A 23,811-nucleotide genomic window follows, 5' to 3' on the forward strand; every position below is an offset into this window, starting at 1 on the left:
TATCCCCGTCCCGACCACTCAGGTCAGTTTGGCGAGGATCAGTTCTCGCACCCGAGCCGCATCCGCCTGGCCCTTCATCTCCTTCATGACGGCTCCGATCAACGCGCCGGCCGCCTGAACCTTGCCACCGCGGATCCGCTCGGCGACGTCAGGGTTGGCGGCGATCGCAGCATCCACCGCGGCCGACAGCGCCCCGTCGTCGGACACCACGACCAGGCCCCGCTTCTCGACGACGTCGGCCGGCTCGCCCTCACCGGCCAACACCCCATCGAACACCTGCCGTGCCAGCTTGTCGTTGACGACGCCGTCGTCCACCAAGGCCTGCACCGCAGCCACCTGCACGGGCGTCACGCCGACCTCGGCCAGCGCGACGCCGGCCTCGTTCGCGCGCCGCGCGAGCTCCGACAGCCACCACTTGCGCGCCGCCTGCGGCGCGCACCCGGCGCGTACCGTCTCGTCCACCAAACCGACCGCATCCGCCGCGACGACATCGCCGAACTCGCGCTCGGAGAAACCCCATTCACTCGTCAACCGCTTGAGCCGCTCGGCCGGCGGCTCCGGCAACGTCGCTCGCAGTTCCTCGACCCAATCCCGGCTCGGCGCGACCGGGACCAGGTCCGGCTCGGGGAAATAGCGATAGTCCTCCGCCGTCTCCTTGGGCCGCCCCGAGGTCGTGCCCTGCGTGTCCTCGTGCCAGTGCCGCGTCTCCTGCACGATCGTCCCACCGGCATCGAGCACGCCGGCCTGTCGCATGATCTCGTGCCGCACGGCGCCCTCGACCGAACGCAGCGAGTTGACGTTCTTGGTCTCGGTCCGCGTCCCGAACGGCAGGTCGGCACTCACCCGCAGCGAAACGTTCGCGTCGCAACGCACGTTGCCGCGCTCCATCCGCGCGTCGGACACATCGAGCGCTTTCATGAGATCGCGGATCGCACCCACGTATGCCTTCGCGACCTGCGGTGCCTTCTCCCCGGCCCCCTCGATGGGGCGGGTGACGATTTCGATGAGCGGTACGCCACACCGGTTGTAGTCCAGCAGCGAATAGTCCGCACCGTGGATGCGGCCGGTGACACCACCGCGGTGGGTCGACTTGCCGGTGTCTTCCTCCATGTGGGCCCGCTCGATCTCGACGCGGAAGATCTCGCCGTCGACGTCGACGTCGATCCAGCCGTTGAAGGCGATCGGTTCGTCGTACTGCGAGATCTGATAGTTCTTCGGCATGTCGGGATAGAAATAGTTCTTCCGGGCGAACCGGCACCACTCGGCGATCTCGCAGTTCAGCGCGAGGCCGATCCGGATCGCCGATTCGATCGCCTTCGCGTTCGCCACCGGCATCGAGCCGGGCAACCCCAGACACACCGGGCAGGTCTGGGTGTTGGGCTCGGCACCGAATTCGGTCGAGCAGCCGCAGAACATCTTGGACCGGGTGTTGAGCTCGACGTGCACCTCGAGGCCGAGCACCGGGTCATAGCGGTCGATGGCGTCGTCGAAGTTGACGAGGGTGGCGTACGCCGCAGTCGGTCCTGTGGTCACGCGAGGCTCCCTTCGAGCGTGGGGATGCGGTCCAGCAGGGAGCCGCCCCAGGTCTGCTGCAACGACCGCTCCAGCGCGGCGCCGACGCGATAGAGCCGGTCGTCCTTCATCGCCGGTGCCATCACATGGAACCCGACCGGCAGGCCGTCGTCGGGGGACAGCCCGGCCGGGAACGAGGCCGACGCGTTTCCGGCCAGATTGGACGGGATCGTGCAGAGATCGTTCTTGTACATGGCCAGCGGATCGTTGATCCGCTCCCCCAGCTTGAAGGCAGTCGTCGGGGCGGTCGGTGACACCAGCACGTCGGCCCGCTCGAACGCTTGGTTGAAGTCGCGCTGGATCAGGGTGCGGATCTTCTGCGCCGACCCGTAGTAGGCGTCGTAGTAGCCCGCCGACAGCGCGTAGGTGCCGATGATGATGCGTCGCTTCACCTCATCGCCCAGACCCTGGCCGCGGGTGTAGCTCATGACCTCGTCCGCCGAGCGGACCCCGTCGTCACCGGCGCGCAGGCCATAGCGCATGGCGTCGAAGCGGGCCAGGTTGGAGGATGCCTCCGCAGGATGGATCAGGTAATAGGCAGCGAGGGCGTACTCGAAATGCGGGCACGACACCTCGACCACCTCGGCGCCCAGCGACTCCAGCAGGGCCACGGTCTCGGCGAAGACCTGCTCGACACCAGCCGCGTATCCCTCACCGCCCAGCTCCTTCACCACGCCCACCCGCAGGCCCGCGACATCACCGGATTGCGCCGCAGCGACCACATCCGGCACGGGCGCATCGATGGAGGTGGCATCGCGCGGGTCATGCCCGGCGATGATCCGGTGGAGCAGCGCCGCGTCGAGGACCGTGCGGGCGCAGGGCCCGGGCTGATCGAGCGATGAGGCCAAGGCGATCTGGCCGAAACGTGAGGTGCCGCCATAGGTCGGCTTGACCCCCACGGTGCCGGTCACCGCGCCGGGCTGGCGAATCGAGCCGCCGGTGTCGGAACCGATGGCCAACGGCGCCTCGAACGCAGCCAGCGCCGCAGCCGAGCCGCCCCCGGAACCGCCGGGGATCCGGTCGAGAGACCACGGGTTGCGGGTGGGGCCGAAGGCAGAGTTCTCCGTCGACGAGCCCATCGCGAACTCGTCGAGGTTCGTCTTGCCGAGGATGACGAGGTCGGCGTCGAGGAGGCGCTGGGTGACGGTCGCGTTGTAGGGCGACACCCATCCCTCCAACATGCGCGAGCCCGCCGTCGTGGGCCCCTCGGTCCAGGTGAAAACGTCCTTGAGCGCCAGCGGGACACCGGCCAACGGGCCTAATTCCGCACCGGCGGCGCGTTTCGCGTCGACGCGGCGCGCCATCTCGAGCGCCGTGTCCGCCCCGACGTGAAGGAACGCGTTCACCGATGAATCAACCGCTGCGATCTGGTCGAGGTGGGCACGGGCGATCTCCTCGGCCGACCGCTCGCCCGAAGCGATCTGGTCGGCCAGTTCGACCGCGGTCGAGCGGAGGATGTCGCTGGTCATGCTTCCTCCCCCAGGATGCGAGGGACCCGGAAGCGGTCATCCTCGGCGGCCGGCGCCATCGCGAGTGCCTGCTCGCGAGGCAGCGACGGCTCCAGCACGTCGGGCCGGAAAACGTTGGTGAGCGGCTCCGGATGGGATGTCGGCGGCACATCCGTCGTGTCCAGCATGGACACCTGCGCCACTGCCTCCAGGATCACCTCCAGCTGGGGCGCCAAGCGGGAGAGTTCGTCCTCGCTCAGCTCGATCCGGGCCAGCTGTCCCAGCTTGGCCACCTCCGACACCGTCAAAGCCACGTTCGTTCTCCTTCGCGCCATGTGCGGTTCCGCGCACGCCCGCCCATCGTAGTGCCGCGCTCGCCCACCGCCAGCGCGACGGACGGAGGCGCCGGCGGCCGGAGGTTACAACCTTGTGTCGACTCGATGCCCGGCGTGGGACCGTTGGATTGTCGACAGTCCTTGGGACAAAATGACGACGTGTTCCTCATCAGAGTGTCGTTGCCAGACCGTCCCGGTGCGTTGGGTGCGGTTGCCAGCGCGCTCGGCAATGCCGGGGCCGACATCCAAGCCGTCGAGATCGTGGGCCGGGAGTTCGGCCGGGTGGTCGACGACTTCATCGTGAACCTGCCGGTCGGCATGATGCCGGACTCCGCCGTGAGCGCGTGCACCAGCTCTCCGGGCGTGCAGGTGCTGTGGTGCTCCCGCTATCCGGGCGGTGCCGGCCTCGAATCCGACGTCGAGGTGCTCGAGCGCATGCTTGCCGACCCCGACAATGCCGCTGAGATCCTCACCGAGGCCGCTCCCCCGGTGTTCCATTGTCATTGGGCCGTTCTGGTGGATGCGTCGGCCGGTCAGGTCGTCCATGCCACGCCGTTGGCGCCGGACCTCGACTCGGCCGCACTGGACAAGATCGGCGCTCTGGACGAGTGCCGGACAGCGGACCTGCCCGCCGGTTGGGTGCCGGAATGGGTCGAGACCGTGATCGGGGTCATCCCGGTCGGCAGCGACCGAGCGGTGGTGGCCGGCCGCCACGGTGGGCCTGACTTCCTCGCCGCCGAGATGGCGCGGCTGCGCTATCTGGCCACGCTCATCAGCATGGCCTGACTCGAGGGCGACTCGGTCACGTTCGAGGCGCGCGGGCGGCCGCAGGGCTGGTTGTTCACCGGAACTGCAGCCAGAAATACCATCCGACCAGCACGACCACGGCCAACGCGAGCGTGAAGAAAACGGGCGCCAACCATCGGCCACGCTTCTTCTGCTTGGTGCTCGGCAGACCCGTCGGACCCCACTCCCCGATCGATGGCCGCACCCGCGCCGGGACCGGCCCGTTGAGGTTGAGGTTCGACCACACGGAGGTCTTCTTGCGTTCACCGGCCAGCCCGGCGGCGGGTGGTGCTGGTGCGGGCGGTGCTGGTGCGGGCGCTGCTGATGCGGGCTTTGCTGATGCGGGCTTTGCTGATGCGGGGGTTGCTGCAGCTGGCGCGGTCGCTGCGACCTCCGGTGTTGGCGCGACCCCCGGGGTCGGTGTCGCGGTGGGCTGGTCGGACATGTTGCGAGCCTAGTCCTGGGCTCGGCAGCACCGAAGTGAACGGTTGGGGGCAAGACCAACACCTGGGCGTCGGCTTGAACACGAGATACCTCGCCGCACCAGCCATATCCACCAGCCACCTCGCAGCACCAATAGCCACCTTGCGGAACCAGACACCTCGGGGCGAGCCACCCCGGAGCACCAGCCATTGCCGCCAGCCACCTCGCAGCACCACCAGCCACCTCGCACCACGAAACCGACTTGGTGACACGCATGCATGCAGCAAAGTGATTTCCAGGATGCAGAGTCGACGCTGATGTTGCACAGTCGACGCTCATGTTGCACAGTCGACGCTCATGTTGCACAGTTGGCGAGCAAGTGCCGCACACCCCGGAGCACCAGCCACCGCCACCAGCCACCTCGCAGCACCACCAGCCACCTCGCACCACGAAACCGACTTGGTGACACGCATGCATGCAGCAAAGTGACTTCCAGGATGCAGAGTCGACGCTGATGTTGCACAGTCGACGCTGATGTCGGACAGTCAGCGAGCAAGTGCCGCACACCCCAGCATCTGGGCTGCAACGGGGCCGCAGCTTCGTGGCCGACACGTTCCCGTCCGGACCCTTCGGTGTGCTCCCCCGACCACGGCCGCCGCGTCCTTGCGCACAGGCATGGACAGGACCCCGAAGCGCACGACGGTGCAGGCGACCGGAACGGAGCCAGAACCACCTTCAACCCGTGCAGTGACCCCCAACCCGTGCACTGGCCCAACCCGTGCACTCGGCCCCAACTCCTGCGCCGGCTCCAACTCCCCGGCTGCCCGCTAACTCCCCGCGCGGGCCTCGTTGTCGAATGAGTGGAAGCGGGGCAGACGGACGGTCACGATGGTGCCGCTGAACAGGTTGTCTTCGACGATGACCTCGCCTTGGTGCCGCTCGACGATGCGCTGGGACAAGACCAGCCCGATGCCGGCACCGTCCTGTTTGCTCGAGAATGCGTTCATCTGCATGCGGCTGCTCGTGGTGGCCATCGGCCCTCGCGTGCTGCCCGCCTGGGCCCGGGCCAAGCCCCGACCCCAGTCGGTCACCGACACGCAGACCCAGTCGCCGTCGGCGAACGAGCGCACGTGCACATGCTTCTCGGCGGTGCATTCGAGCGCCGCCTCGTCGATCGCGTTGAAGCAGAAATTGATGATCGCCTGCCCGATGAGGATGTGCTCGCCGGTGATCGGCAGCGGCCCGTCCGCAAAGTCCGAGGTGACCTCGATCCCTTTCTCCGCTGCCCGGAGTTCACAGAAATAGAGGCTCTCGCGCAAAATCGCGTTCAGGTCCTCGGGCGCCGCGGTGCTCTCGATCCGCTGCACATAGCGGCGCACGCTGGCGACGATCTCCGCCGTGCGGTCCAACTGGTGCCGGGCCTTGTCGAGCCCATACCGAATGTCAGCCGGCTCCAGGCGTCCCGATTCCAGCCGCCCCTTCAAGCCGCTGAGGAAATTGGTGGCCGCCGCGAGTGGCTGGCCGAGCTCGTGCGCCAGCGTCATCGCCATATCGCCCATGGCGTTGTAGCGAGCGAGGTACTGCAAGTGAGCCTGCTGCAATTCGTTCTCACGCTGCATCTCCACCTTGGTGGTGATGTCCCGCAGGATCACGGTCGTGGAGCTGATGCCGTCGTGCGCCACCCGCTCGTGCATCGCGGACAACCACATCCTCGAGCGATCCGACCGCTGCACCTCAAGGATCATCTCGATCGGTTCCTCGGGTTCGTCGGAGACCGCCGCGTCCGTCGGCAGCGCGGCCCGGTCGGGGTTGAGGAACGTGACCTTGCCCAGATCCTCCAGCCGCTTGCCGATGAGCTCGTCGGGGTCGCGGTCCAGCAGCCGACTCACGAACTCGGATGCGTCCGCGACGCGCTGTTGATCGTCGAGCAGGAGAATGGCTGCCGAAGCCTGCACCATGATCCGGGACAGATAGTCGCTCGTGCGGCTCAGCTCCTGCTGGAGTTCGACCTCTTGGCTGATGTTGCGGAACTGGACCATGACCATGGGACCCTCCGCGAACTGCACCAGCCGGGCCACCGCGTCGGTGAGGAAGTCCTTGCCGTCCTTCGACCGATATTTCCAGGCCCGCCGGGCAACCCCCTTCTCGACTGCCTCCTGCAGCCACCCCACGCCGAGCTCGCGTCGAAACTGCTTCTCCTGCGCGCTCATGTGGTGGGCTTTGAGGGGGCGCAACTCGGCGAGTGAGAACCCGAACATCCGGCAAGCCGCGGGATTCGCCCAGCGGATGGTCTTGGTGTCGGCGTCATGGATGAGGATGCCGGTCTCCGTGAGCATGGTCATCGCCCGGAAGTCGTCCGCCATGGGGAACACGACACCCTCCTCTGCAGTCCCGAGCCTCGGGTCGTGGAGTCATGGTCTCGGTTGCAGCCCTGCAGTGGCCAGTGGGGATTTCTTTATTGTCGAAGCGTCTCGGCGAACCGCGCCACTGGATCTCCACACCGGACCTGACCGGACGCGACACAGAGCACGGCTCGACCCGGTCTAGGTGATTTCTTTACCACGCTCCGGGGAAGTTCCAATGGTGGCTGCGGGGCCGAATTCCTACGGTGGAATCAATCATCATCGAGTCACCGGAGGGACCATGACCGCACCGACCGCGAAGAAGCGAGTGAGTGCCGAACCGGAGGGCCCAGCACGGGAAGCCGCGTTTGCAGACGCCCTCGAGGTGCTCAAGGAGCGCCGGGACGAGTTCAACGACCAGGGGTTCGTGCCCCGGGACTACATCGACCTGCTCAAGAAGGCCGGCCTCTTCCGCGCTTCAACCCCCAAGCGGTTCGGCGGTGACGCCATCAATCCGGCACGCTTCCTCGAGCGCATCGAGGCCATCTCGGAGATCGATCCGGCGACCGGCTGGGTCGCGAGCTTCGGTTCTGCGCTGCAGTACTTCTCCGCGCTGCCCGTCGAGACCCAGGAGGAGATCTATGCGGACGGGCCGGATCTTGTGTACGCCGGTGGGCACTTCCCCATGCAGGAGGCCGAGGAGGTCGAGGGCGGCTACTTGTGCACCGGCAAGTGGCTGTTCGGGTCCGGGTGCGCTGGCGCCGATCTGATCGGCGTCGGGCTCAAGGGCGGCCCGGAGGCCAAGGGCAAGCCGGTCACCGCGGTGTTTCCCGCCGATCAGGTCGAGATCGTCACCAACTGGGATGTGTCCGGCATGCGCGCAACGGGCTCCAACGAGCTCGTCCTGGACAAGGCGTTCGTCCCCAAGGAATGGACCTTCATCCGCGGCGGCGAGCCCAAGATCGACGAGCCGCTGAACCGCTATCCGGGTGTCGCCTATGCCGCACAGGTCCTGTCCGTCACCTCGCTCGGAGCGGCCCGGGCGGCTCTCGACTACACCCGCGAAGTGGGCGCAGCCGGATCGTCCATCACCGGTGGCCAGAAGAAGGGCGACCGCGGCACCTATCAGATGGGGCTCGCCCAAGCCGAGGCCAAGGTTCGCTCCGCCCGCGCCTTCTTCTATGACGAGACCGAGCGGGTGTGGGCGTTGGCCGAGGCCGACGCCGAGATCAGCCCCGAGACCGCGGCGATCCTCCGGCTGGCCACGTCAAACCTTGCACATGTGTGCCGCGAAGCGATTCTCACGTGCTTCGACTTGGCCGGCACCGGCGCGATCTATCGCAACCACCCGCTGCAGCGCTATCTGCAGGACGGCCTTGTGCCGGCCCAGCACGCCATGCTGCAGACCAACACGATCGAGGCCACGGGTGCGGTGCTGCTGGGCGCCCAGGTCACGATTCCGAGCTTCCCCTGAGCCAGCGCGACCGCGCGTACCCCCAAGATCCCCCACCACGGGCCCCCGAAAGGAATCCACATGGCTGAACCACTGCGCGTGCTCTTCTGCATGGGCATCAACCAGAACTTCTTCGACCTGCCCAAGGCGGAGATCGGCACGGTCTGGAAGGCCTTCGCCCAGATGATGGCCGACATGGAAGACATGGATGGCGTCACCGTGCTCGGCAACATGGACGACGACTCGCACATGGTCGGTCCCTCCGACGGCTGGCCCTGGACCTGCTATGTCCTCGCGGATGTTGTCGATCAGGAGACCGTCAAGGCCGCCTGCAACCTGTTCCGGACGACGATGGTCGACGAGACCTACGCGCTGTGGCGGTACGCCAAGGTCGAGGCGCGCATGGGACGTGCCCTCACCATCCGTCCCGACGTGAAGACCGACTGACCGCACGCATCCCGTGATCCGGGTCCGGCGGTGAGCCGGACAACCACAAGGAGGAACATGTCCACCAACGCCGCGGACACCACCAGGTCCGCCGACCTCGTCACCGATGACCGGGTCGAGGGCCGCCTCTATACCGACCCCGAGATCTTCGAAGAGGAAATGCAGAAGATCTTCTACAAGTCCTGGGTGTGGGTCGCCCACGAGAGCGAGATCCCCCAGGCCGGCTCGTTCAAGACCACCTTCGTCGGCCAGCAGCCCGTCATCGTCGTGCGTGACCGCAAGGGCAACTTCAACACGCTGCTCAACCGCTGCCGCCACCGCGGAGCCACGGTCTGTGACCAGCCGAACGGGAAGGCCAACGGCTTCACCTGTCCTTACCACAACTGGTCCTACGGACTCGACGGCAAGCTGCGCGGTGTGCCCTACCCCGAGGGCTACGAGGACATCCTCGACAAGGCCGACTTCCCGCTGGGCAAGCTCCGCACGGAGTCCTATCTCGGCATGATCTGGGCGACATTCAATGCCGACGCGGAGCCGCTGGAGGACTTCCTCGGCGACGCCAAGCTCTGGATGGAGCGCTTCTTCAAGCAGACCAACGGCTATCCGACGAAGGTCATCGGCACGCACAAGTTCCGCTTCAACGGCAACTGGAAGATCCAGCTCGAGAACACCACCGACGGCTATCACTTCCCGATGGTCCACAAGTCCTGGATGACCTCGGTCGACGAGGAAACCGCCGACATGATGTCGTTCATGAACGACCCCGAGGCGGTCACCCACAACCTCGGCAACGGGCACAGCGTCGCGATCATGGCCACCGCGCACATGGACCTCGACATCGACGACGGGACCGAGGAGATCCAGCCGCGGTTCCATCACCTGGTCGAGCAGTTGGAGTCCGACGGCTATTCGGAGGCCGAGATCCGCCGCATGATGCGCTCGATGCACGGCTGCGGGTTCAACCTCAACACGTTCCCGAACGTCGCCATGTCCTCCGCCTTCTTCCGCGTGCTCATCCCGATTTCTGTGAACGAAACCGAGATCTGGCACATGGCGCTCGGGATGGAGGGCGGCCCGGAATACGTGAACCAGGAGCGGCTGCGCATCCACGAGCACTTCCAGGGCCCGTTCGGATTCGGTTCCCCGGATGACGCCGAGGGGTGGGACCGGGTGCAGATCGGCGCGGGCGCCGATCCGGCCATGCCGATCATGGTCAACCGCGGTCTCAACCGTGAGGTCACCAGCCCCGAGGGGTGGCCGACCTCCCACGTGACCGACGAAACCGGCATGCGCGAGGCCTATGCCCAGTGGAAGAAGATGATGAGCGCGGAGGACGAGAAGTGAGCGAGCAGACCCCCACCAACTGGCTCGGGGACGAGCGCGTGCAGCGCGCGATCACCCTGATCTGGCACGAGGCCGCCCTGCTGGACGCCAAGGACTATCTGGCGTGGCAGGAGCTCTATACCCCCGAGGCGATCTATGTCATCCCGATCGACCCGGACACGGAGGACTTCGCCGCATCACTCAACATGGTCTTTGACGACGACCGCATGCGCCGCATGCGCGTGGAGCGGATGATGCAGGGCTTCAGCCCGTCGGCGGTTGCCGCCGCCCGGACGATCCGGACGGTCTCGAACTTCCGGCCGACGTCGGTCACCGACGACGAGGTGACCCTGAAGGCGAATCAGACCGTGGTCGCCTACAAGCGCAACCGGTTCCAGACCAACGCAGGAGAAGTGACATTCACCATTGCCCTGGGTGGCGACGGTGACCGGATCGCGACCAAGGTGATTCGCCTCCTCAACAGCGAGGACGCCGTCACCGCGTCCGGCTATCTGCTGTGACCCACCGCGCGGCGCCGGAGATCGTTCCCGGCGCCGCGTCACCGCATCGAAGAGCCCCAAGGAGATCCCGATGAGTCAGTCCCCGACGCCCGGAACAGCCGTCGTCACCGGTGCCGCGGGCGGGATGGGCGAGCAGATCGTCCGCCGCCTGTTCGCGGACGGCCACCGCGTCCTGGTCACCGACCTGGACCCCGAGGCCGCCGACGCTCTCGCTCGCGACCTCGACCCACGTGGTGAGCGCAGCGCAGGTCTGCGTCTCGACGTGTCCCGGCGGGCCGACTTCGAGGCCGCGCTCGCGGCGGTGACGGACCGTTGGGGTACGCCGACCATCATGGTCAACAACGCCGCTGTGACCCAGGCCGCCGATCTCATGACGCTCAGCGCCGAAGACTTCTCCAAGGTGCTCGATGTCAACACCAGCGCCATTTTCCTGGGCTGCCAGGTGTTCGGCGCGGCGATGGCGGAGGCCGGCTTCGGCCGCATCATCAACATGGCGTCGCTGGCGGGGCAGAACGGCGGCACCGCGACCGGCGGTCACTATGCGGCCTCCAAGGGCGCCATTCTCACGCTCACCAAGGTGTTCGCCCGTGAGCTCGCGAGCAGGGGCGTGACCGTCAACGCGATCTCGCCGGGGCCGCACGACCTGCCGATCATCCACCGCACCGTTCCCGCCGAGAAGCTCGACGCCGTCCGCGCCACCATCCCGGTCGGCCATTTCGGCGACCCGGCGTTCATCGGCGATGTTGTCGCCCTGCTGGCCTCCGAACGCGCCGGTTTCGTCACCGGGGCCTGCTGGGATGTCAACGGCGGCCTCTACGTCCGCTGAGCATTGACCGGCGCGGCCGGGCGTACGCTCTCCATCCACCGAATCGACCCGAGAAAGACCCAGCCATGAAGATGATCGACGTCAAGGTCGTCGAGATCGTCGACGAGACCCCCACCATCAAGTCCTTTCGCTTCGAGCGCGTGGACGGCAAACCGCTGGGCACCTATCAGGCGGGCGCGCACGTCGACGTGGTCGGGCCTACCGCGGTCACGCGGCAATACTCCCTGTGCAGCACTCCGGACGACCCCAACTCCTATACCGTCGCCGTCAAGCGCGAGGACAAGGGCCGGGGCGGCTCAAGCGCCCTGCACGAGCTCGCAGTGGGCGACGTGCTCCAGATCAGCGAGCCGCGCAACCTCATGGGTGTCGACCTGAGCGCGGATCACCACGTGCTGATGGCAGCCGGCATCGGAGTCACCCCGATGCTGTCCATGGCGCGGTGGCTCGATGTGCATGGCTACAGCTTCGAGCTCCACTACTACGCACGCAGCTCCGAGGAGGCAGCCTTCTTGCCGCTCCTCCAGGAACGGTGCCCGGAGAAGCTCCACGCACATCTCGGCATCGCCGCCGACGAGCACGAGCCGCGGCTTCGTGCCACGATGGCGGCCATGCCCACGGGCAGCCACGTCTATCACTGCGGACCCGGCCCGTTCATGGAACTGGTCGACCGGATCGCCCATGAGTTCCTGCCCGACGAGAAGATCCACCAGGAATCGTTCCAGGCGGCCGAACAGCCGGATGCGGCGGAGAACACGGCGTTCGAGGTCGAGTTCGAGGACGAGACCTATCAGATCCCGCCTGACAAGAGCATCGTCGAGGTCCTCCACGAACACGACATCGAGGTGGACGTGTCGTGCCAGGAAGGCATCTGCGGCACCTGCATCCTCTCCGTGCTGGAGGGCACCCCGGAGCACCGCGACAGCGTCCTCACGAAGGCTGAGAAGGCCGCGAACGAAACCATCGCGGTCTGCGTCTCCCGGTCGAAGACCCCGAGGCTCGTCCTCGACTGGTACTGATCAGTAGCGGACTCAGGACTCGATCGACGCCCCGAACCGCAGGACATCGCGCACCAGGGTGTTGATCGAGTCCGCGTCGGTCTTGGACTTGATCCGGGCACGGTGCACGTCGACGGTCTTGACGCTCATGCCGAGGCGCCGCGCAATGTTCTGGCTCGGCAAACCCTCGACGACCAGGCAGAGGATCTCACGCTCGCGCGGGGTCAGGGTGTCGAGCTTCGCCTGCAGACCCGCGCGTTCACGGTGTGCGAGCCAACGGTCGCGGGCCGTGACGATCCCCGCCTGCACGACATCGAGCAGGTGCTGGGGTTCATAGGGCTTCTCGAGAAAATCGATCGCTCCCCGCTGCATCACCCGGACCGACATCTTGATGTCACCGTGCGCGGACACGAAGATCACGGCCACGTGCGGCAGCTCCTCGACCAGGATCTCCTGCAACCGCGTGCCGCTCATGCGTGGCATCCGGACGTCGAGGATCAGGCAGGCGGGGTGCTGGCCGCGATACCGGTCCAGGAATTCGTCGGCCGAGTCACACGTGATCGCGCGGATGCCGATGCTGTCCAGCAGCCAGGAGACCGACTCCAGCAGTTCCGGGTCGTCATCAACCACATATACATGGGCGTCGGTCTCGCGGTGGGCGCGCACGGACCCCGCGCCGTCAGGCCGCGTCGACATCCCGCCAGCGCGCCTCTGCGGTCCAATAGTGCACCCCGGCCGGGCTGACGCCGTGCTGCCAGTCCGTCGTGCGCTCCAAGTCGGGTTCCTGCTTGGCGATCGACTCGTCCGCACCCTGCGGCCCGTCCTTGGGGACACCCCAGTGCACCCAGTTCACCTCGCGCCCGTGGCGGTCGTGGACGAACAGGTCGACGTGATGCCAGCCATAGTTGAGGGTGTCTTCATAACACTGCAAAAACATCCGGTGATGTTCGGTCGGTCGCGGCTTCATGAGTCTCGCTCCCCTCTCACTCGTCGGATTCTGTGCGGGTGCCTGCGATCAGCCGTTCGAGGCGCCGCGCCTGGGCGAGCACCCGGCCTTCGGCTCCGGGCAAGCCAATCACCTGAAGTCCCAGTGGACGGCCGTCCCCAGAGCGTACGCCCGGGACAGTCACCACCGGGAGACCCAACAGCTGCCACGGGCGACTCAGGACCGGGGACCCGGTCACCGACAGGCCCGCGGGCGCCGGGCCGAGGGCGGCGGGACCGACGATCACCCCGCTGTCCCGCAGCAACACCTCGAGTTCGGCCATCGACCGGTCCCGGCGGATCAGCGCAGCCTGATAGTCGTCGTTCACGACCCGCTGGCCTGTGCGCAGCAACTCGCCGAGAGGAGCGCTGAGCTCGTCGAGCCGGCCCAGCAGCTCCGGACGTTCACGGCAGGCCTCATACGCCATGATCGTCGCGTGATCCGCCGCCAGGGTCTGCACGTGATCGTCCCAATCCAACTGACCAACCCCGGGCATGTCCTCGGCCAGGCGTTCTTCGGCAAGCGCGACCGCCTGAGCCATCGCGGGGGCGACCGTGTCGAGATCGGAACCACGCCAGATGAGGATGTGCCCGCTTCCCGTGGCGCCGGCGCCGGCGCCGATGAGCGCCTCCTGGGCGTACGCGAGATCCTCGACCGACCGGGCCAGCAACCCGAGCGAATCGAGCGAGGGGCTGAGCCCCGTAATCCCGCCGAGGTCGACGGCCCCGCGTGTGAGCACCATGCCCGCGACACCACAGAACGCCGCAGGCCGCGTCAGCGAACCGGCCGTCTGACTGCCCAACGCCAGCGGGACCATGCCCGCGGCGACCGCTGCTGCCGAACCGCTGGAGGACCCGCCAGGGGTGTGGCCGGGCGCCGCTGGGTTCTCGGTGGGACCCGGCTTGAAATAGGCGAACTCGGTCGTGACGGTCTTGCCGACGACGACGGCCCCGCGCGACTGCAACAACTCGACACACGCAGCCGACGCGCCCACCGGCTCGGCCGAGGTGATGTCGCTCCCGCACCGAGTCGGCAGTCCGGCCAGGTCGATGATGTCCTTGACCCCGACCGGCACGCCACTCAGCGGCCCCGAACGGCGACCCGCGTCAACTTCTCCGGCCGACCGATCGGCGCCCGGGTCCAACGCCACCCAGGCGTGAACCCGTGGCTCACCCTGCTGGATGCGGTTGCGCGCATCCGCGAGCACCTCCGCGGCGGTCGCCCGGCCCTCCGTGACCGCGGCGGCCAATTCGTTCAGCGGACGGTCGAGCGTGGATTCCTGCGTCAACGTTGATCACCTCGCGGTCCATCCTCGCGGATGTCGCCAAACCGATGCCAGTCCGGGTAAAGGTTTCTCCCCTGTCTTCTTAGGCGGATCGCTACCTAACGTTTCATCGTGAACCAAAGGGTTGACTCGCCCACCCGCTCAAGGAGAGCTCAACGATGACCGAATCCACCACCGCGATCACCCAGGCGTTGTTCCGCGAAGTCCTCGGCCATTATCCGACCGGTGTCACCATCGTCACCGGCACCGCGGCCGACGGCGAGCACCTCGCGATGATCGTCGGCACGTTCACCTCGGTGTCGCTCGATCCGCCGTTGGTCGCGTTCCTGCCGATGCGGACCTCCAAGACGTTCGCCCGGCTGGCCGAGTGCGAGTCGCTGTGCATCAACGTGCTGACCGGCGACCAGGAGGATCTCGGTCGCACGATCGCCTCCAGGTGGGAGAACAAGCTCGACGGCGTCGATTGGTTCCCCTCGCCCTCGGGCGACCCGATCCTGGCCGACTCGCTGGCCTGGTTGGACGTGCGGCTGGAATCGACGATCGAGGCCGGCGACCACTCGATCGCGTTGTGCCGCATCGTCGACATGGCCGTGCACAATCCGGTCGCACCGCTGATCTTCTTCCAGGGCGGCTATGGCAGCTTCGTCATCCCGCCGCTGGTGGCCCGCATCGACGATGGGATCATCGCGGCGGTCACCGAGGCCGTCTCCGCCCGCGATGAGATCGACCAACTCGCCACTGAGATCGGCTGCGAGGTCGGGCTCATCACCGCAGTCAACCGCGACGAGCTCGCCACCGTCGCCTCCGCCGTCGGTCCCGGCAAGCGCACGGCCGACGGGCTCGGTGAGCGCCTGCCGATGATCCCCCCGATCGGTGACACGTACATCGCGACCGCCGGCAGTGAGCATCGCGACTACTGGCTCGCCAAGGCCAAGTCGGCGACCGATGAACAGCGCAAGAACTTCGAGGCGCGACTCGACTACTGCCGCGAGCACGGTTATCTGGTGTCGTTCCTGCCTGAGGAGGGCGAAGGGGCGTACGCCAACATGAGCGAGGCCGCCCACCAGTACGCCGCCGGCAAGCTCACGCCCGCGCAGGAACGCGAGATCCGCGACCGCATCAGCAGGACTGCGGTCGACTACGCACCCCGCGAGCTGAAGGCGGACGAGACCTATGACGTCGGTTCCATCGTCATTCCTCTGACCGACCGCAACGGCGAATCGACGCTGACCCTGCGGCTCGGTCAGTTGCCCCGCAGGGCATCGGGTGCCGAGGTAAAGCGGTGGGTCGACCGCGGCCTGGCCGCGGCGCGGGCGATCGAAGCCCAACTCGCGACCGTCACCGACTGATCCCACCAACCGACCCCGCCGACGGGCTCATTCCTCCACGCGGGCGAGGGCCGCAGCACTCTCCGGACCCTGTTCGAGCAGAACGGCGAACCCCTCGGCATCGAGGATCGGGCGCTTGAGCGCAACGGCCTTGTCGGCCTTCGAACCGGCGGAATCGCCGACGACGACAAAATCGGTCTTCTTGGAGACCGAGGACGCTGATCGACCGCCACGCGCGGTGATCGCCTCGGCTGCGGAATCCCGCGTGAAGCCCGGGAGCGACCCCGTCACCACGATCGACAGTCCGGTGAGCGTCTGCGGCAGTGCGTCGGAAGTTGCGACAGGCTCGTCGGCGAGCACACAGCCGGCGGCCTGCCACTTGGCCACGATCTCGCGGCGCCAGTCGGTGCCGAACCATTCGCGGATGGACTCCGCGATCGTCGGGCCGATGCCTTCGACCGCGGCGAGTTCCTCGCGCGTGGCCGACCCGAGCGCGTCGATGCTGGGGAAGGCTGCCGCCACATCCGGGGCGACGCCCTTGCCGATGTGGCGGATGCTCAGGGCAACCAGGAACTTGGCGAACGGCCGGGTCTTGGCCTCCTCCAGGTTCGCCAGCAACTTCAGCCCGTTCGCGTTGAGCACTCGGTCACCGGCCCCGGCCTCCTTCTCGGCCTTCTTGGCGGCACGAGTGAAGAACTCGGTCCGGGCCAGCCCGTCGGGGGTCAGATCGAACAGGTCGCCTTCGTCGGTGATGAGCCCCGCAGCCAGGAGCGCATCCCCGGCGCGCTCCCCCAGCACCTCGATGTCGAGGGCCTGCCGTGATGCCAGATGGAACAACCGTTCGCGCAGCTGGGCCGGACACGACCGCTGGTTGGGGCAGCGGGTGTCCTTCTCGCCCTCCTTCTCGGGCGCGAGCGGGGACCCGCAGTCCGGGCACTCGGTCGGCATCACGAACGCCCGCTCGGTTCCGTCCCGCAGGTCCACGACCGGCCCCAGAATCTCTGGGATCACATCACCGGCCTTGCGCAGCACCACAGTGTCCCCGATGAGCACCCCCTTGCGCTCGACCTCGTGCTGGTTGTGCAGAGTCGCCATCGCCACCGTCGACCCGGCTACGGACACAGGATCCATCACGGCATAAGGCGTCACCCGCCCGGTCCGCCCGACATTCACCCTGATGTCGAGGAGTTTCGTCGTGACCTCCTCCGGGGGATATTTGAAGGCGATCGCCCACCGCGGCGCCCGGCTCGTGCTGCCGAGGAGATCCTGCAGGCGCCGCTCGTCCACCTTCACCACGACGCCGTCGATCTCGTGCACATAGTCGTGGCGGTGCGCGGCGACCCACTGCACGAATTCCCACACCCCGGCCAGGTCGGCGACGACCTTCGCATGCTGCGTGGTGGGCACGCCGAAGCCGCGCAACAGATCGTACGCCTCACTCAGCCGGTCGATCTCAAGCCCGCTCACGGCACCCAAACCGTGCGCGATGAACGCCAGCGGCCTGGTGGCCGTGACCCGCGGATCCTTCTGCCGCAGGGAACCCGCAGCGGCGTTGCGGGGGTTCGCGAAAGGCGCCTTCCCCTGGTCGACCAGCGACTCGTTGAGTTCGCGAAAGCGTTCGATCCCGAGGAAGACCTCGCCGCGCACCTCGAGCACATCGGGGACCTCGCCGTCGTGCCCGGTGATCCGCTCGGGAACCGTCCTGATCGTCCGGATGTTCGCGGTGATGTCCTCCCCGACCCGGCCATCGCCGCGGGTGGCAGCACGGACCAACCGACCCTGCTCATAGACGAGGTCCACCGCGAGCCCGTCGATCTTCAGCTCGCACAGGAACCCGGACCGCGCCAATCCCGGCCCCGCGTCACGGGTGACCCGGTCGAACCAATGCCGAAGCTCCTCCTCCGAGAACGCGTTGTCCAGACTCTGCATCGGGGTGAGGTGGGCGACCGGAGCAAAGGTGGTCGAGGGCGGGCCACCGACCTGCTGGGAGGGCGAGTCCGGCGTACGCAACCCCGGGAACCTGTCCTCCAACTCGACCAGTTCCCGCATCAGCGTGTCGAACTCGCCGTCCGCCATCGTCGGTGCGTCGAGCACGTGATAACGCCAGCGTGCCTCGTCCAGCAGCTCGGTCAGTTCGGCGTGCCGTTCCCGTGCTTCCGAGGGCGCCTCGGCGAGAGGACGCGTGGCGGGCGCAGCGGGCAGTTCCTCGATCGGTTCGTCGGTCACGCGGAAAACATAGCGGGACCGGGGGACGCGCAAAGGTCCCGACCGGTCATGGGTGCAGACCGTTCGGGACCTTCGCCGAGGCGAGCGCCGGTGTTCGGCGCGGGTGGATCTCCGACGCTAACCCATGAGACTGGGCAGAATGAGCGCGATCGACGGGATCATGGCGATCAGCAACATGACCACCAAGTCGGAGCCGATCCACGGCAATGATGCCTTGTAGAGGGTGGTGAGCGGCGTCGACGGCGAGACACCCTTCATCACGAACAGGCTCATGCCGAACGGTGGTGTCGTGTTGGCGATCTGCAGGTTGATCATCAGCAGGATAGAGAACCACACCGGGTCCCAGTTGAACGCGGCGACGATCGGCATGAACAACGGCGCGGTGACCATCATGATCGACACCTGGTCGATGAACGCACCCAGGATGAGCACGACCACCATGATGACAAGCAGCATGAGCGCGCTGCTGGTGATGCTGCCGGTCACGGCGCGGACGAGACCCTGGGTGGCACCGTTGAAGCTCATCAACTGGCTGTAGAGCGTCGATCCGAGCACGATCATGAAGATCATCGCCGTGGTCTGCACGGTGCCCACCGCGGCCGCCAGAAGGCTCTTGACCGAGAGACGACGCATGACCACGCCCAGGACGAGCGCCGCGAGCGCACCGACCGCTGCGGACTCCGTCGGGGTCGCGATGCCGAAGAAGATCAGACCGAGCACGACGGCGATCAGCAGGCCGGGGGCAAGTGCGTTCTTGAAACCATCGCGGATGATCTCGGCCCAGGTCCTGCTGGGTTCCTTGGTCGTGTCCGCCTTGGTCCGCATGCTCCAGAAGACGACGATGATCGCATAGCCGATCGCCATGAGGATGCCGGGGATGATGCCGGCGATCAGCAGTGGTCCGATCGGCACCTCGGCGATGCCACCCCAGAGAATGGCAAAGGCGCTCGGGGGCAGGATCATGGCCAGTCCGCCGGCGGCCAGGATGGAGCCGGTGGAGAGCCGCTCGTCATAACCGCGGGCCCGCATCTGCGGCAGCAGCGTCCGGCCGAACAGCGCGGTGTTGGCAAGGGTCGAGCCGGAGAGCAGGCCGAACATCGCACCGCCGCCGACAGCCACCATCGCCAGCCGGCCCGGAAGCCGGCCGAGCACTCTTGCGATCTCGCCGAGAGCCTGTTGAGCAATCTTCGTCTGGAAGAGCAACTCGCCCATGAAGATGAACAACGGGATGGCGGTGAACACGAAGCTGTCGACGCTGGCGAGCACGCTGAGGCCCACCTGGCGCGAGGCAGCGTTGACGGTGTTGTAGCTGATGAGGGAGCCGACGATGCCGGTGCCCAGCATCGCGAACGCGACCGGCACCCGCAGCATGAGCAGAACCACCATCGTGGCGAGGAACCCGCCCAGGAAGATGTACCACTCCACGGGTCAGTCCTCCATTCCCAGGGTGGGGGCGTGGTTCTTGTGCCGGATGGAGTCGATGAAGCTTCGGATCAGCGCAAGTCCCAGGACCACAAAGCCGGCCAACACCGAGCCCGAAACCCAATAGCGCGGCAGCCGCAGGTCACCGGCGACCGTGGTGCCGCGCCGCAGGTCCGCCTCCAGCACCTGCCACATGGCGAAACAAAGCAGCACGACCACGACCAACTGAAAGACCAAACCGAAATAGTGGAGAGCCTTGAGCGCCTTCTTGCCGAGGATGAAGTCGGCCAGTTCGAGGCGCACGTGTTCGTCGCGCAGCGCCAGGCCGGGCGCGCCGAGGATGACCACGAAGATCATCGCCAGACCTGCCAGCTCGATCGCGCCGGTCAGGCCCTGTCCGGCGGCGCGGACCGCCACCGAATACGAGATACCCAGGGTGAGCGCCACGATGACCAGCGCACCCAGCCACTCCAGGATCCGCATCGGCAGCCAGGTCGGGGGCAATCCCTCGCCGTGTTCTGCGTCGATGGCTGCGTGCAGATCATGTGCCGGGCTGGGCGGGGCGGACTCGGCAATCGAGTCCGCCCCTTCACCCGTCCGATCGGGATCACTGTTCACTGGTGCCCTTGATGTCGATGCCGCCCGGGACGACCTCCTTCAGGTCACCGCCATATTCGGCCTCGAAACGCTCGCGAATCTGCAGAGCCGCGGGCGAGTCACTGGTGATGCGGTTCCAGTCGAGGGTGTCCCACGCGTCGATGTAGGCGATCTTCAGCATCCGCTGCGTGTCCTCGTCGTTGAACTCGAGTCGCTCCACACCCGCATCGAGCCATTTCTGGGTCTCGTCGGCTTGGAGCGCCTGATAGTGCTCGAAGATCGCGGGCTCGGCTTCCGCCATCGCCTCGGTGATCGCTTCCTGAGTAGCCGGCTCGAGGCCGTCCCACGTGTCCTGATTGATCACGGTGTTGGCCACGGAGTCATAGAAGCGCGGGACCATGTAGTACTTGGCCTGCTTTTCCAGCCCGAGACCGGTCACACCGACAGAGGTCCACGTCGTCCCCTGCACCACGCCGCGTTCCAGCGCGGTATAGACCTCGCTGCCGGGCATCTCCACCGGGGTTCCGCCAAGAGCCCGGACCATGTTCGAGGTGGTGGAGGAGACCCGGACGGACTTGCCGGTCAGGTCCGGCGTGTCGATCCTGTCCTTCAGCATGATGACCTGCGGGATGCCCGAGTGCGTGCGGCCGACCAGGTGAACACCGATCGGCTCATGGACCTCCTGCCACAGCTCGACGAGACCGTTCTCGCGCTCCTGCTGGGGGCTGAACGGCGTGAACCGCTGGATCTCCATCGCCGGCAACTGGCCTGTGTAGTAGTCACCGGGCAGATGAGCACCGTCGATCGCACCGGAGGACACGCTTTCGATCAGCTGGGTCGGGGCGATGACCTCGGGTCCACCGCGATATTCGATCGTGACCCAGGGGGCCTTCTCCGCCAGCTTGTCCCGGAACATCCAGAAGCCGTCATTGTTCTCGAGCTTCTCCGGGAAACCGGTGACGAAGGTGAGGGTGACCGGGGTGTTGTCCCCGTCCTCGCCGCCGCCGCCGCCCGCTGCACCGTTGCCACCGCACGCGCTGAGACCGAGCGCCAGGCTCATGGTCGCCGCCGCCGCCGCGAACAAAGTCCTTCTCTTCATCGCCACTCCCTTGTTGGCCAGCTGATTCATGTGCAGCCCTTCAGTCGACGGTCCGGGGGGACGATGTTGTCCTGCGCCATCCAGCGGCTGGCCCCGACCCGGCCCGAGACCGGAAGGATCTATGCAAGGAAAACCCTAGATAGCGCACGCACGAGGGGATATTGGAGAACCTCAACACCGCGCTAGGGGAAACCTTTACCCCCATTCCGGAGCCAAGGCCTGCCCCGGGATGACCTGAGCCAAGGCTCAGCGCGCGAGTTCGTCGCCCACGATCGCGGCGGCCTCGCGGAGGTTGCGCAGGACGGCGACCGCGGGCCGTTGGGTCCAGCCGGCGAGGCCGCAGGCGGGGGTGAGGACGAGCCGACCCGCCCAGGCCGACCCCAGCTCGAGCGGCCGGAGAATGGCCAGCGCCCGCTCCGCCAGACGGTCGGGGCGCAGCGGCTGGTCGAGCACGTGGGTGGGCGCGATGCCCAACCAGAGAGCGTGCCCGGCCTCGATCCCGGGGCCGAGCCGGTCGAGCGTGTCGGTATCGAGGAATTCGCCAGGCAGCGAGACGGCGTCGAACCCCGCCCGCAGGACGAGCTCGGGGTCGAGTCCGGCCGCGCAGCAGTGGAGGGCCGTGGTCAGTGTCCCCTCGTACGCCGACCGCGCGGTCTCCACGACCGAGGTCAGGGTGCCGCTCAGCTCGGGCAATTCGACGCTGCGGAAGCGGGAGAACCCGCTCGCGGTCCGGATGCGTCCGGCGCCGACGCGTGGCAGGAGCGGCTCGTCGAGTTGGAGGGTCAACGACAGATCCGGCAGCCGGCGCTGCAGTTCGGCAAGGGTGGCGGCGATGCCCTCCGCGAGGGCGCCCGCGAGGTCGCGCCTGGCGCCGTGGTCGGCCAGCATTCGGTCCCCGCGCGGCCGCTCGATCATCGCGGCCAGCGTCCACGGTCCGGTGACGGCGAGCTTGAAGGCACCCGCGTACCCCTGCGCCGTCTCCTCGAGCAGATCCAGGTCCTCGCGCCAACGGGCTTTCGCGCGCCGGTGATCGATGCCGGCCGCATCGGTCACCCGCCACCCCGCGGGCTGGAGGTCGAGTCCAAACTCGTCGATGAGTGCCGCGGCCCGCCCGATCATGTCCGAGCCGATGCCCCGACTCGGCAGTTCCGCCATGTGCGGGACATCCGGGGCGTCGCCAAGTTCCCCGAACAGCAGCCGCTGGGCGGCGGCGAAGTCCTCCCCCGGCCAGGAACCGATCCCGGTGACGCCGACCTTCATCGTGCGACGTCCCCGGCTCGGGCCGTCCGGGTTGCATCGATCGTCGCCGACCCGACGACAAGGTCATCGCGATAGAGGACGACGCCTTGCCCCGGGGCGATGCCGGTCGCAGGTTCGTCGAGTCGAATCGTCAGCCTGTCCGCCGGCTCGACCGTGGCGGGCATGGGTTCCCCGTGCGCGCGGACCTGAACAAGGCCGCGCCACGCGGCAGTCAGCGGCTGCCGCGTCCACGTCGGGCGGATCGCCTCGATGGTGGTGATGTTCAGGGACTCCTTCGGACCGACGACGACGCGGCGGTCGACCGGGGAGATCGACAGCACATAGCGCGGCCGGCCGTCCGCCGCCGGTGTCCCCACCCGCAAGCCCTTCCGCTGGCCGACCGTGAAGCGGTGCGTGCCCTGGTGCTCGCCGAGGCGTACGCCGTCCTCGTCGAGGATCTCCCCCGGCTGCGCTCCCAGCCGTCGCTCGAGAAACCCGGCCGTGTCGCCGGTCGGAATGAAGCAGATGTCGTGAGAATCGGGCTTCTTGGCGACGCGGAGGCCCCGTCGCTCGGCCTCGGCCCGAACATCCGGCTTGAGCGAATCCCCGAGCGGGAACGCGCAGTGCCGCAACTGTTCGGCACCCAGCATGCCCAGCACGTACGACTGGTCCTTCGCCGGATCGACCGCCCGTCGCAGTTCGGGGCCGTCCGGACCCTGTGCGAGCCGCGCATAGTGGCCGGTGGCCACCGCATCGAACCCCAGCGCCAGTCCCCGGCGCAGCACAGCGGCGAACTTGATCTTCTCGTTGCAGCGCAGGCAGGGATTCGGGGTGCGCCCCGCCGCGTACTCACTCACGAAATCCTCGATCACGTCGTCCCGGAATTCGTCGGAGAAGTCCCAGACATAGAACGGGATCCCGAGTTTGTCGGCAGCGCGCCGCGCGTCGTGGCTGTCCTCGAGCGAACAGCAGCCGCGGGCACCCGAGCGGAACGACTGCGGGTTCTTGGACAGCGCGAGATGGATGCCCGTGACGTCGTGTCCGGCGTCGACCATGCGCGCGGCAGCGACCGCCGAATCCACCCCGCCCGACATAGCGGCCAGCACCCGCACGTTCGCCAATCCTCTCCGCCCGGAACTCACCCCGCCCCGGCAACCGG

General features: G+C 67.2%; 22 protein-coding genes. 8 read left to right on the forward strand and 14 right to left on the reverse strand.

Annotation, left to right across the window (positions count from 1 at the left end; all coding sequences use genetic code 11):
- Positions 1-18: 18 nt before the first annotated feature.
- The 3 genes from gatB to gatC are packed head-to-tail and all read right to left on the reverse strand — an operon-like array spanning position 19 to position 3,334.
- Complete coding sequence (gene gatB / locus ACQ260_RS02655; protein WP_432557847.1) at positions 19-1,533, reverse strand: Asp-tRNA(Asn)/Glu-tRNA(Gln) amidotransferase subunit GatB; 1,515 nt, start codon at positions 1,531-1,533, stop codon at positions 19-21.
- Entirely contained in the window at positions 1,530-3,041 is a 1,512-nt protein-coding gene (gene gatA, locus ACQ260_RS02660; protein ID WP_432557848.1) for an Asp-tRNA(Asn)/Glu-tRNA(Gln) amidotransferase subunit GatA, read from the reverse strand. Before gatA ends, gatB begins: the two co-directional genes overlap by 4 nt.
- A complete protein-coding gene (gene gatC, locus ACQ260_RS02665) occupies positions 3,038-3,334 on the reverse strand; it encodes an Asp-tRNA(Asn)/Glu-tRNA(Gln) amidotransferase subunit GatC (protein ID WP_432557849.1) in 297 nt (98 codons plus the stop codon). The genes gatA and gatC overlap by 4 nt, the downstream gene beginning before the upstream one ends.
- 180 nt (positions 3,335-3,514) lie before the next feature.
- On the opposite strand from gatC, the gene ACQ260_RS02670 reads away from it, so the two are divergent.
- Positions 3,515-4,141, forward strand: coding sequence for an ACT domain-containing protein (locus tag ACQ260_RS02670; RefSeq protein WP_432557850.1), 627 nt, complete (start codon positions 3,515-3,517; stop codon positions 4,139-4,141).
- Positions 4,142-4,196: 55 nt separating this feature from the next.
- On the opposite strand, the gene ACQ260_RS02675 is transcribed toward ACQ260_RS02670, so the two are convergent.
- Both ACQ260_RS02675 and ACQ260_RS02680 read right to left on the reverse strand, forming a co-directional pair.
- A complete protein-coding gene (locus tag ACQ260_RS02675) occupies positions 4,197-4,388 on the reverse strand; it encodes a hypothetical protein (RefSeq protein ID WP_432557851.1) in 192 nt (63 codons plus the stop codon).
- A gap of 1,003 nt (positions 4,389-5,391) precedes the next feature.
- The gene (locus ACQ260_RS02680) at positions 5,392-6,927 is read right to left on the reverse strand and encodes a PAS domain S-box protein (protein ID WP_432558354.1); all 1,536 of its coding nucleotides are present in this window, start codon (positions 6,925-6,927) and stop codon (positions 5,392-5,394) included.
- A gap of 280 nt (positions 6,928-7,207) precedes the next feature.
- Between ACQ260_RS02680 and ACQ260_RS02685 the strand changes: the two genes are divergently transcribed.
- The 6 genes from ACQ260_RS02685 to ACQ260_RS02710 all read left to right on the forward strand — a co-directional run bounded on the left by ACQ260_RS02685 (position 7,208) and on the right by ACQ260_RS02710 (position 12,492).
- On the forward strand, positions 7,208-8,380 hold the full coding sequence (locus tag ACQ260_RS02685) for an acyl-CoA dehydrogenase family protein (RefSeq protein ID WP_432557852.1): 1,173 nt from the start codon (positions 7,208-7,210) through the stop codon (positions 8,378-8,380).
- Between the two features lie 60 nt (positions 8,381-8,440).
- Positions 8,441-8,806 carry a hypothetical protein gene (locus tag ACQ260_RS02690; protein ID WP_432557853.1) on the forward strand — a complete coding sequence of 122 codons (366 nt, stop codon included), beginning with the start codon at positions 8,441-8,443 and terminating at the stop codon, positions 8,804-8,806.
- A gap of 57 nt (positions 8,807-8,863) precedes the next feature.
- Positions 8,864-10,150, forward strand: a complete 1,287-nt coding sequence (locus tag ACQ260_RS02695; RefSeq protein ID WP_432557854.1) for an aromatic ring-hydroxylating oxygenase subunit alpha — start codon at positions 8,864-8,866, stop codon at positions 10,148-10,150.
- Positions 10,147-10,650 carry an aromatic-ring-hydroxylating dioxygenase subunit beta gene (locus ACQ260_RS02700; RefSeq protein ID WP_432557855.1) on the forward strand — a complete coding sequence of 168 codons (504 nt, stop codon included), beginning with the start codon at positions 10,147-10,149 and terminating at the stop codon, positions 10,648-10,650. The genes ACQ260_RS02695 and ACQ260_RS02700 overlap by 4 nt, the downstream gene beginning before the upstream one ends.
- A 70-nt stretch (positions 10,651-10,720) precedes the next feature.
- The gene (locus ACQ260_RS02705; RefSeq protein WP_432557856.1) at positions 10,721-11,476 is read left to right on the forward strand and encodes an SDR family NAD(P)-dependent oxidoreductase; all 756 of its coding nucleotides are present in this window, start codon (positions 10,721-10,723) and stop codon (positions 11,474-11,476) included.
- A 65-nt stretch (positions 11,477-11,541) separates the two neighbouring features.
- A complete protein-coding gene (locus tag ACQ260_RS02710) occupies positions 11,542-12,492 on the forward strand; it encodes a PDR/VanB family oxidoreductase (RefSeq protein WP_432557857.1) in 951 nt (316 codons plus the stop codon).
- A 12-nt stretch (positions 12,493-12,504) separates the two neighbouring features.
- On the opposite strand, the gene ACQ260_RS02715 is transcribed toward ACQ260_RS02710, so the two are convergent.
- From ACQ260_RS02715 to ACQ260_RS02725, 3 genes are read right to left on the reverse strand one after another with little or no spacing between them, the layout of a single operon-like run.
- On the reverse strand, positions 12,505-13,167 hold the full coding sequence (locus ACQ260_RS02715; RefSeq protein WP_432557858.1) for a response regulator transcription factor: 663 nt from the start codon (positions 13,165-13,167) through the stop codon (positions 12,505-12,507).
- On the reverse strand, positions 13,151-13,408 hold the full coding sequence (locus ACQ260_RS02720) for a hypothetical protein (protein ID WP_432557859.1): 258 nt from the start codon (positions 13,406-13,408) through the stop codon (positions 13,151-13,153). The genes ACQ260_RS02715 and ACQ260_RS02720 overlap by 17 nt, the downstream gene beginning before the upstream one ends.
- Positions 13,409-13,454: 46 nt before the next feature.
- Positions 13,455-14,744 carry an amidase gene (locus tag ACQ260_RS02725; RefSeq protein ID WP_432557860.1) on the reverse strand — a complete coding sequence of 430 codons (1,290 nt, stop codon included), beginning with the start codon at positions 14,742-14,744 and terminating at the stop codon, positions 13,455-13,457.
- Between the two features lie 155 nt (positions 14,745-14,899).
- On the opposite strand from ACQ260_RS02725, the gene ACQ260_RS02730 reads away from it, so the two are divergent.
- Entirely contained in the window at positions 14,900-16,090 is a 1,191-nt protein-coding gene (locus tag ACQ260_RS02730; protein ID WP_432557861.1) for a flavin reductase family protein, read from the forward strand.
- Positions 16,091-16,117: 27 nt separating this feature from the next.
- Here ACQ260_RS02730 and ligA read toward each other — a convergent pair whose 3' ends face one another.
- The 6 genes from ligA to mnmA form a co-directional block, all read right to left on the reverse strand.
- Entirely contained in the window at positions 16,118-18,295 is a 2,178-nt protein-coding gene (ligA, locus tag ACQ260_RS02735) for an NAD-dependent DNA ligase LigA (RefSeq protein ID WP_432557862.1), read from the reverse strand.
- Between the two features lie 117 nt (positions 18,296-18,412).
- The gene (locus ACQ260_RS02740) at positions 18,413-19,720 is read right to left on the reverse strand and encodes a TRAP transporter large permease (protein ID WP_432557863.1); all 1,308 of its coding nucleotides are present in this window, start codon (positions 19,718-19,720) and stop codon (positions 18,413-18,415) included.
- Between the two features lie 3 nt (positions 19,721-19,723).
- Entirely contained in the window at positions 19,724-20,335 is a 612-nt protein-coding gene (locus ACQ260_RS02745) for a TRAP transporter small permease (protein WP_432557864.1), read from the reverse strand.
- Complete coding sequence (dctP, locus tag ACQ260_RS02750) at positions 20,325-21,413, reverse strand: TRAP transporter substrate-binding protein DctP (RefSeq protein ID WP_432557865.1); 1,089 nt, start codon at positions 21,411-21,413, stop codon at positions 20,325-20,327. The genes ACQ260_RS02745 and dctP overlap by 11 nt, the downstream gene beginning before the upstream one ends.
- A gap of 246 nt (positions 21,414-21,659) precedes the next feature.
- The gene (locus tag ACQ260_RS02755; RefSeq protein WP_432557866.1) at positions 21,660-22,673 is read right to left on the reverse strand and encodes a uroporphyrinogen decarboxylase/cobalamine-independent methonine synthase family protein; all 1,014 of its coding nucleotides are present in this window, start codon (positions 22,671-22,673) and stop codon (positions 21,660-21,662) included.
- Positions 22,670-23,764, reverse strand: coding sequence for a tRNA 2-thiouridine(34) synthase MnmA (gene mnmA, locus ACQ260_RS02760; protein WP_432557867.1), 1,095 nt, complete (start codon positions 23,762-23,764; stop codon positions 22,670-22,672). Before mnmA ends, ACQ260_RS02755 begins: the two co-directional genes overlap by 4 nt.
- Positions 23,765-23,811 lie beyond the last annotated feature (47 nt).

It is taken from the genome of Ammonicoccus luteus, assembly GCF_050880385.1.
Classification (GTDB): domain Bacteria; phylum Actinomycetota; class Actinomycetes; order Propionibacteriales; family Propionibacteriaceae; genus Enemella.

Coding starts and splice junctions, on each gene's coding strand:
- gatA (WP_432557848.1), bottom strand. CDS start 3,041: ATGACCAGCGACATCCTCCGCTCGACCGCGGTCGAACTGGCCGACCAG.
- ACQ260_RS02680 (WP_432558354.1), bottom strand. CDS start 6,927: ATGGCGGACGACTTCCGGGCGATGACCATGCTCACGGAGACCGGCATC.
- ACQ260_RS02685 (WP_432557852.1), top strand. CDS start 7,208: ATGACCGCACCGACCGCGAAGAAGCGAGTGAGTGCCGAACCGGAGGGC.
- ACQ260_RS02690 (WP_432557853.1), top strand. CDS start 8,441: ATGGCTGAACCACTGCGCGTGCTCTTCTGCATGGGCATCAACCAGAAC.
- ACQ260_RS02695 (WP_432557854.1), top strand. CDS start 8,864: ATGTCCACCAACGCCGCGGACACCACCAGGTCCGCCGACCTCGTCACC.
- ACQ260_RS02705 (WP_432557856.1), top strand. CDS start 10,721: ATGAGTCAGTCCCCGACGCCCGGAACAGCCGTCGTCACCGGTGCCGCG.
- ACQ260_RS02710 (WP_432557857.1), top strand. CDS start 11,542: ATGAAGATGATCGACGTCAAGGTCGTCGAGATCGTCGACGAGACCCCC.
- ACQ260_RS02715 (WP_432557858.1), bottom strand. CDS start 13,167: ATGTCGACGCGGCCTGACGGCGCGGGGTCCGTGCGCGCCCACCGCGAG.
- ACQ260_RS02720 (WP_432557859.1), bottom strand. CDS start 13,408: ATGTTTTTGCAGTGTTATGAAGACACCCTCAACTATGGCTGGCATCAC.
- ACQ260_RS02730 (WP_432557861.1), top strand. CDS start 14,900: ATGACCGAATCCACCACCGCGATCACCCAGGCGTTGTTCCGCGAAGTC.
- dctP (WP_432557865.1), bottom strand. CDS start 21,413: ATGAAGAGAAGGACTTTGTTCGCGGCGGCGGCGGCGACCATGAGCCTG.
- ACQ260_RS02755 (WP_432557866.1), bottom strand. CDS start 22,673: ATGAAGGTCGGCGTCACCGGGATCGGTTCCTGGCCGGGGGAGGACTTC.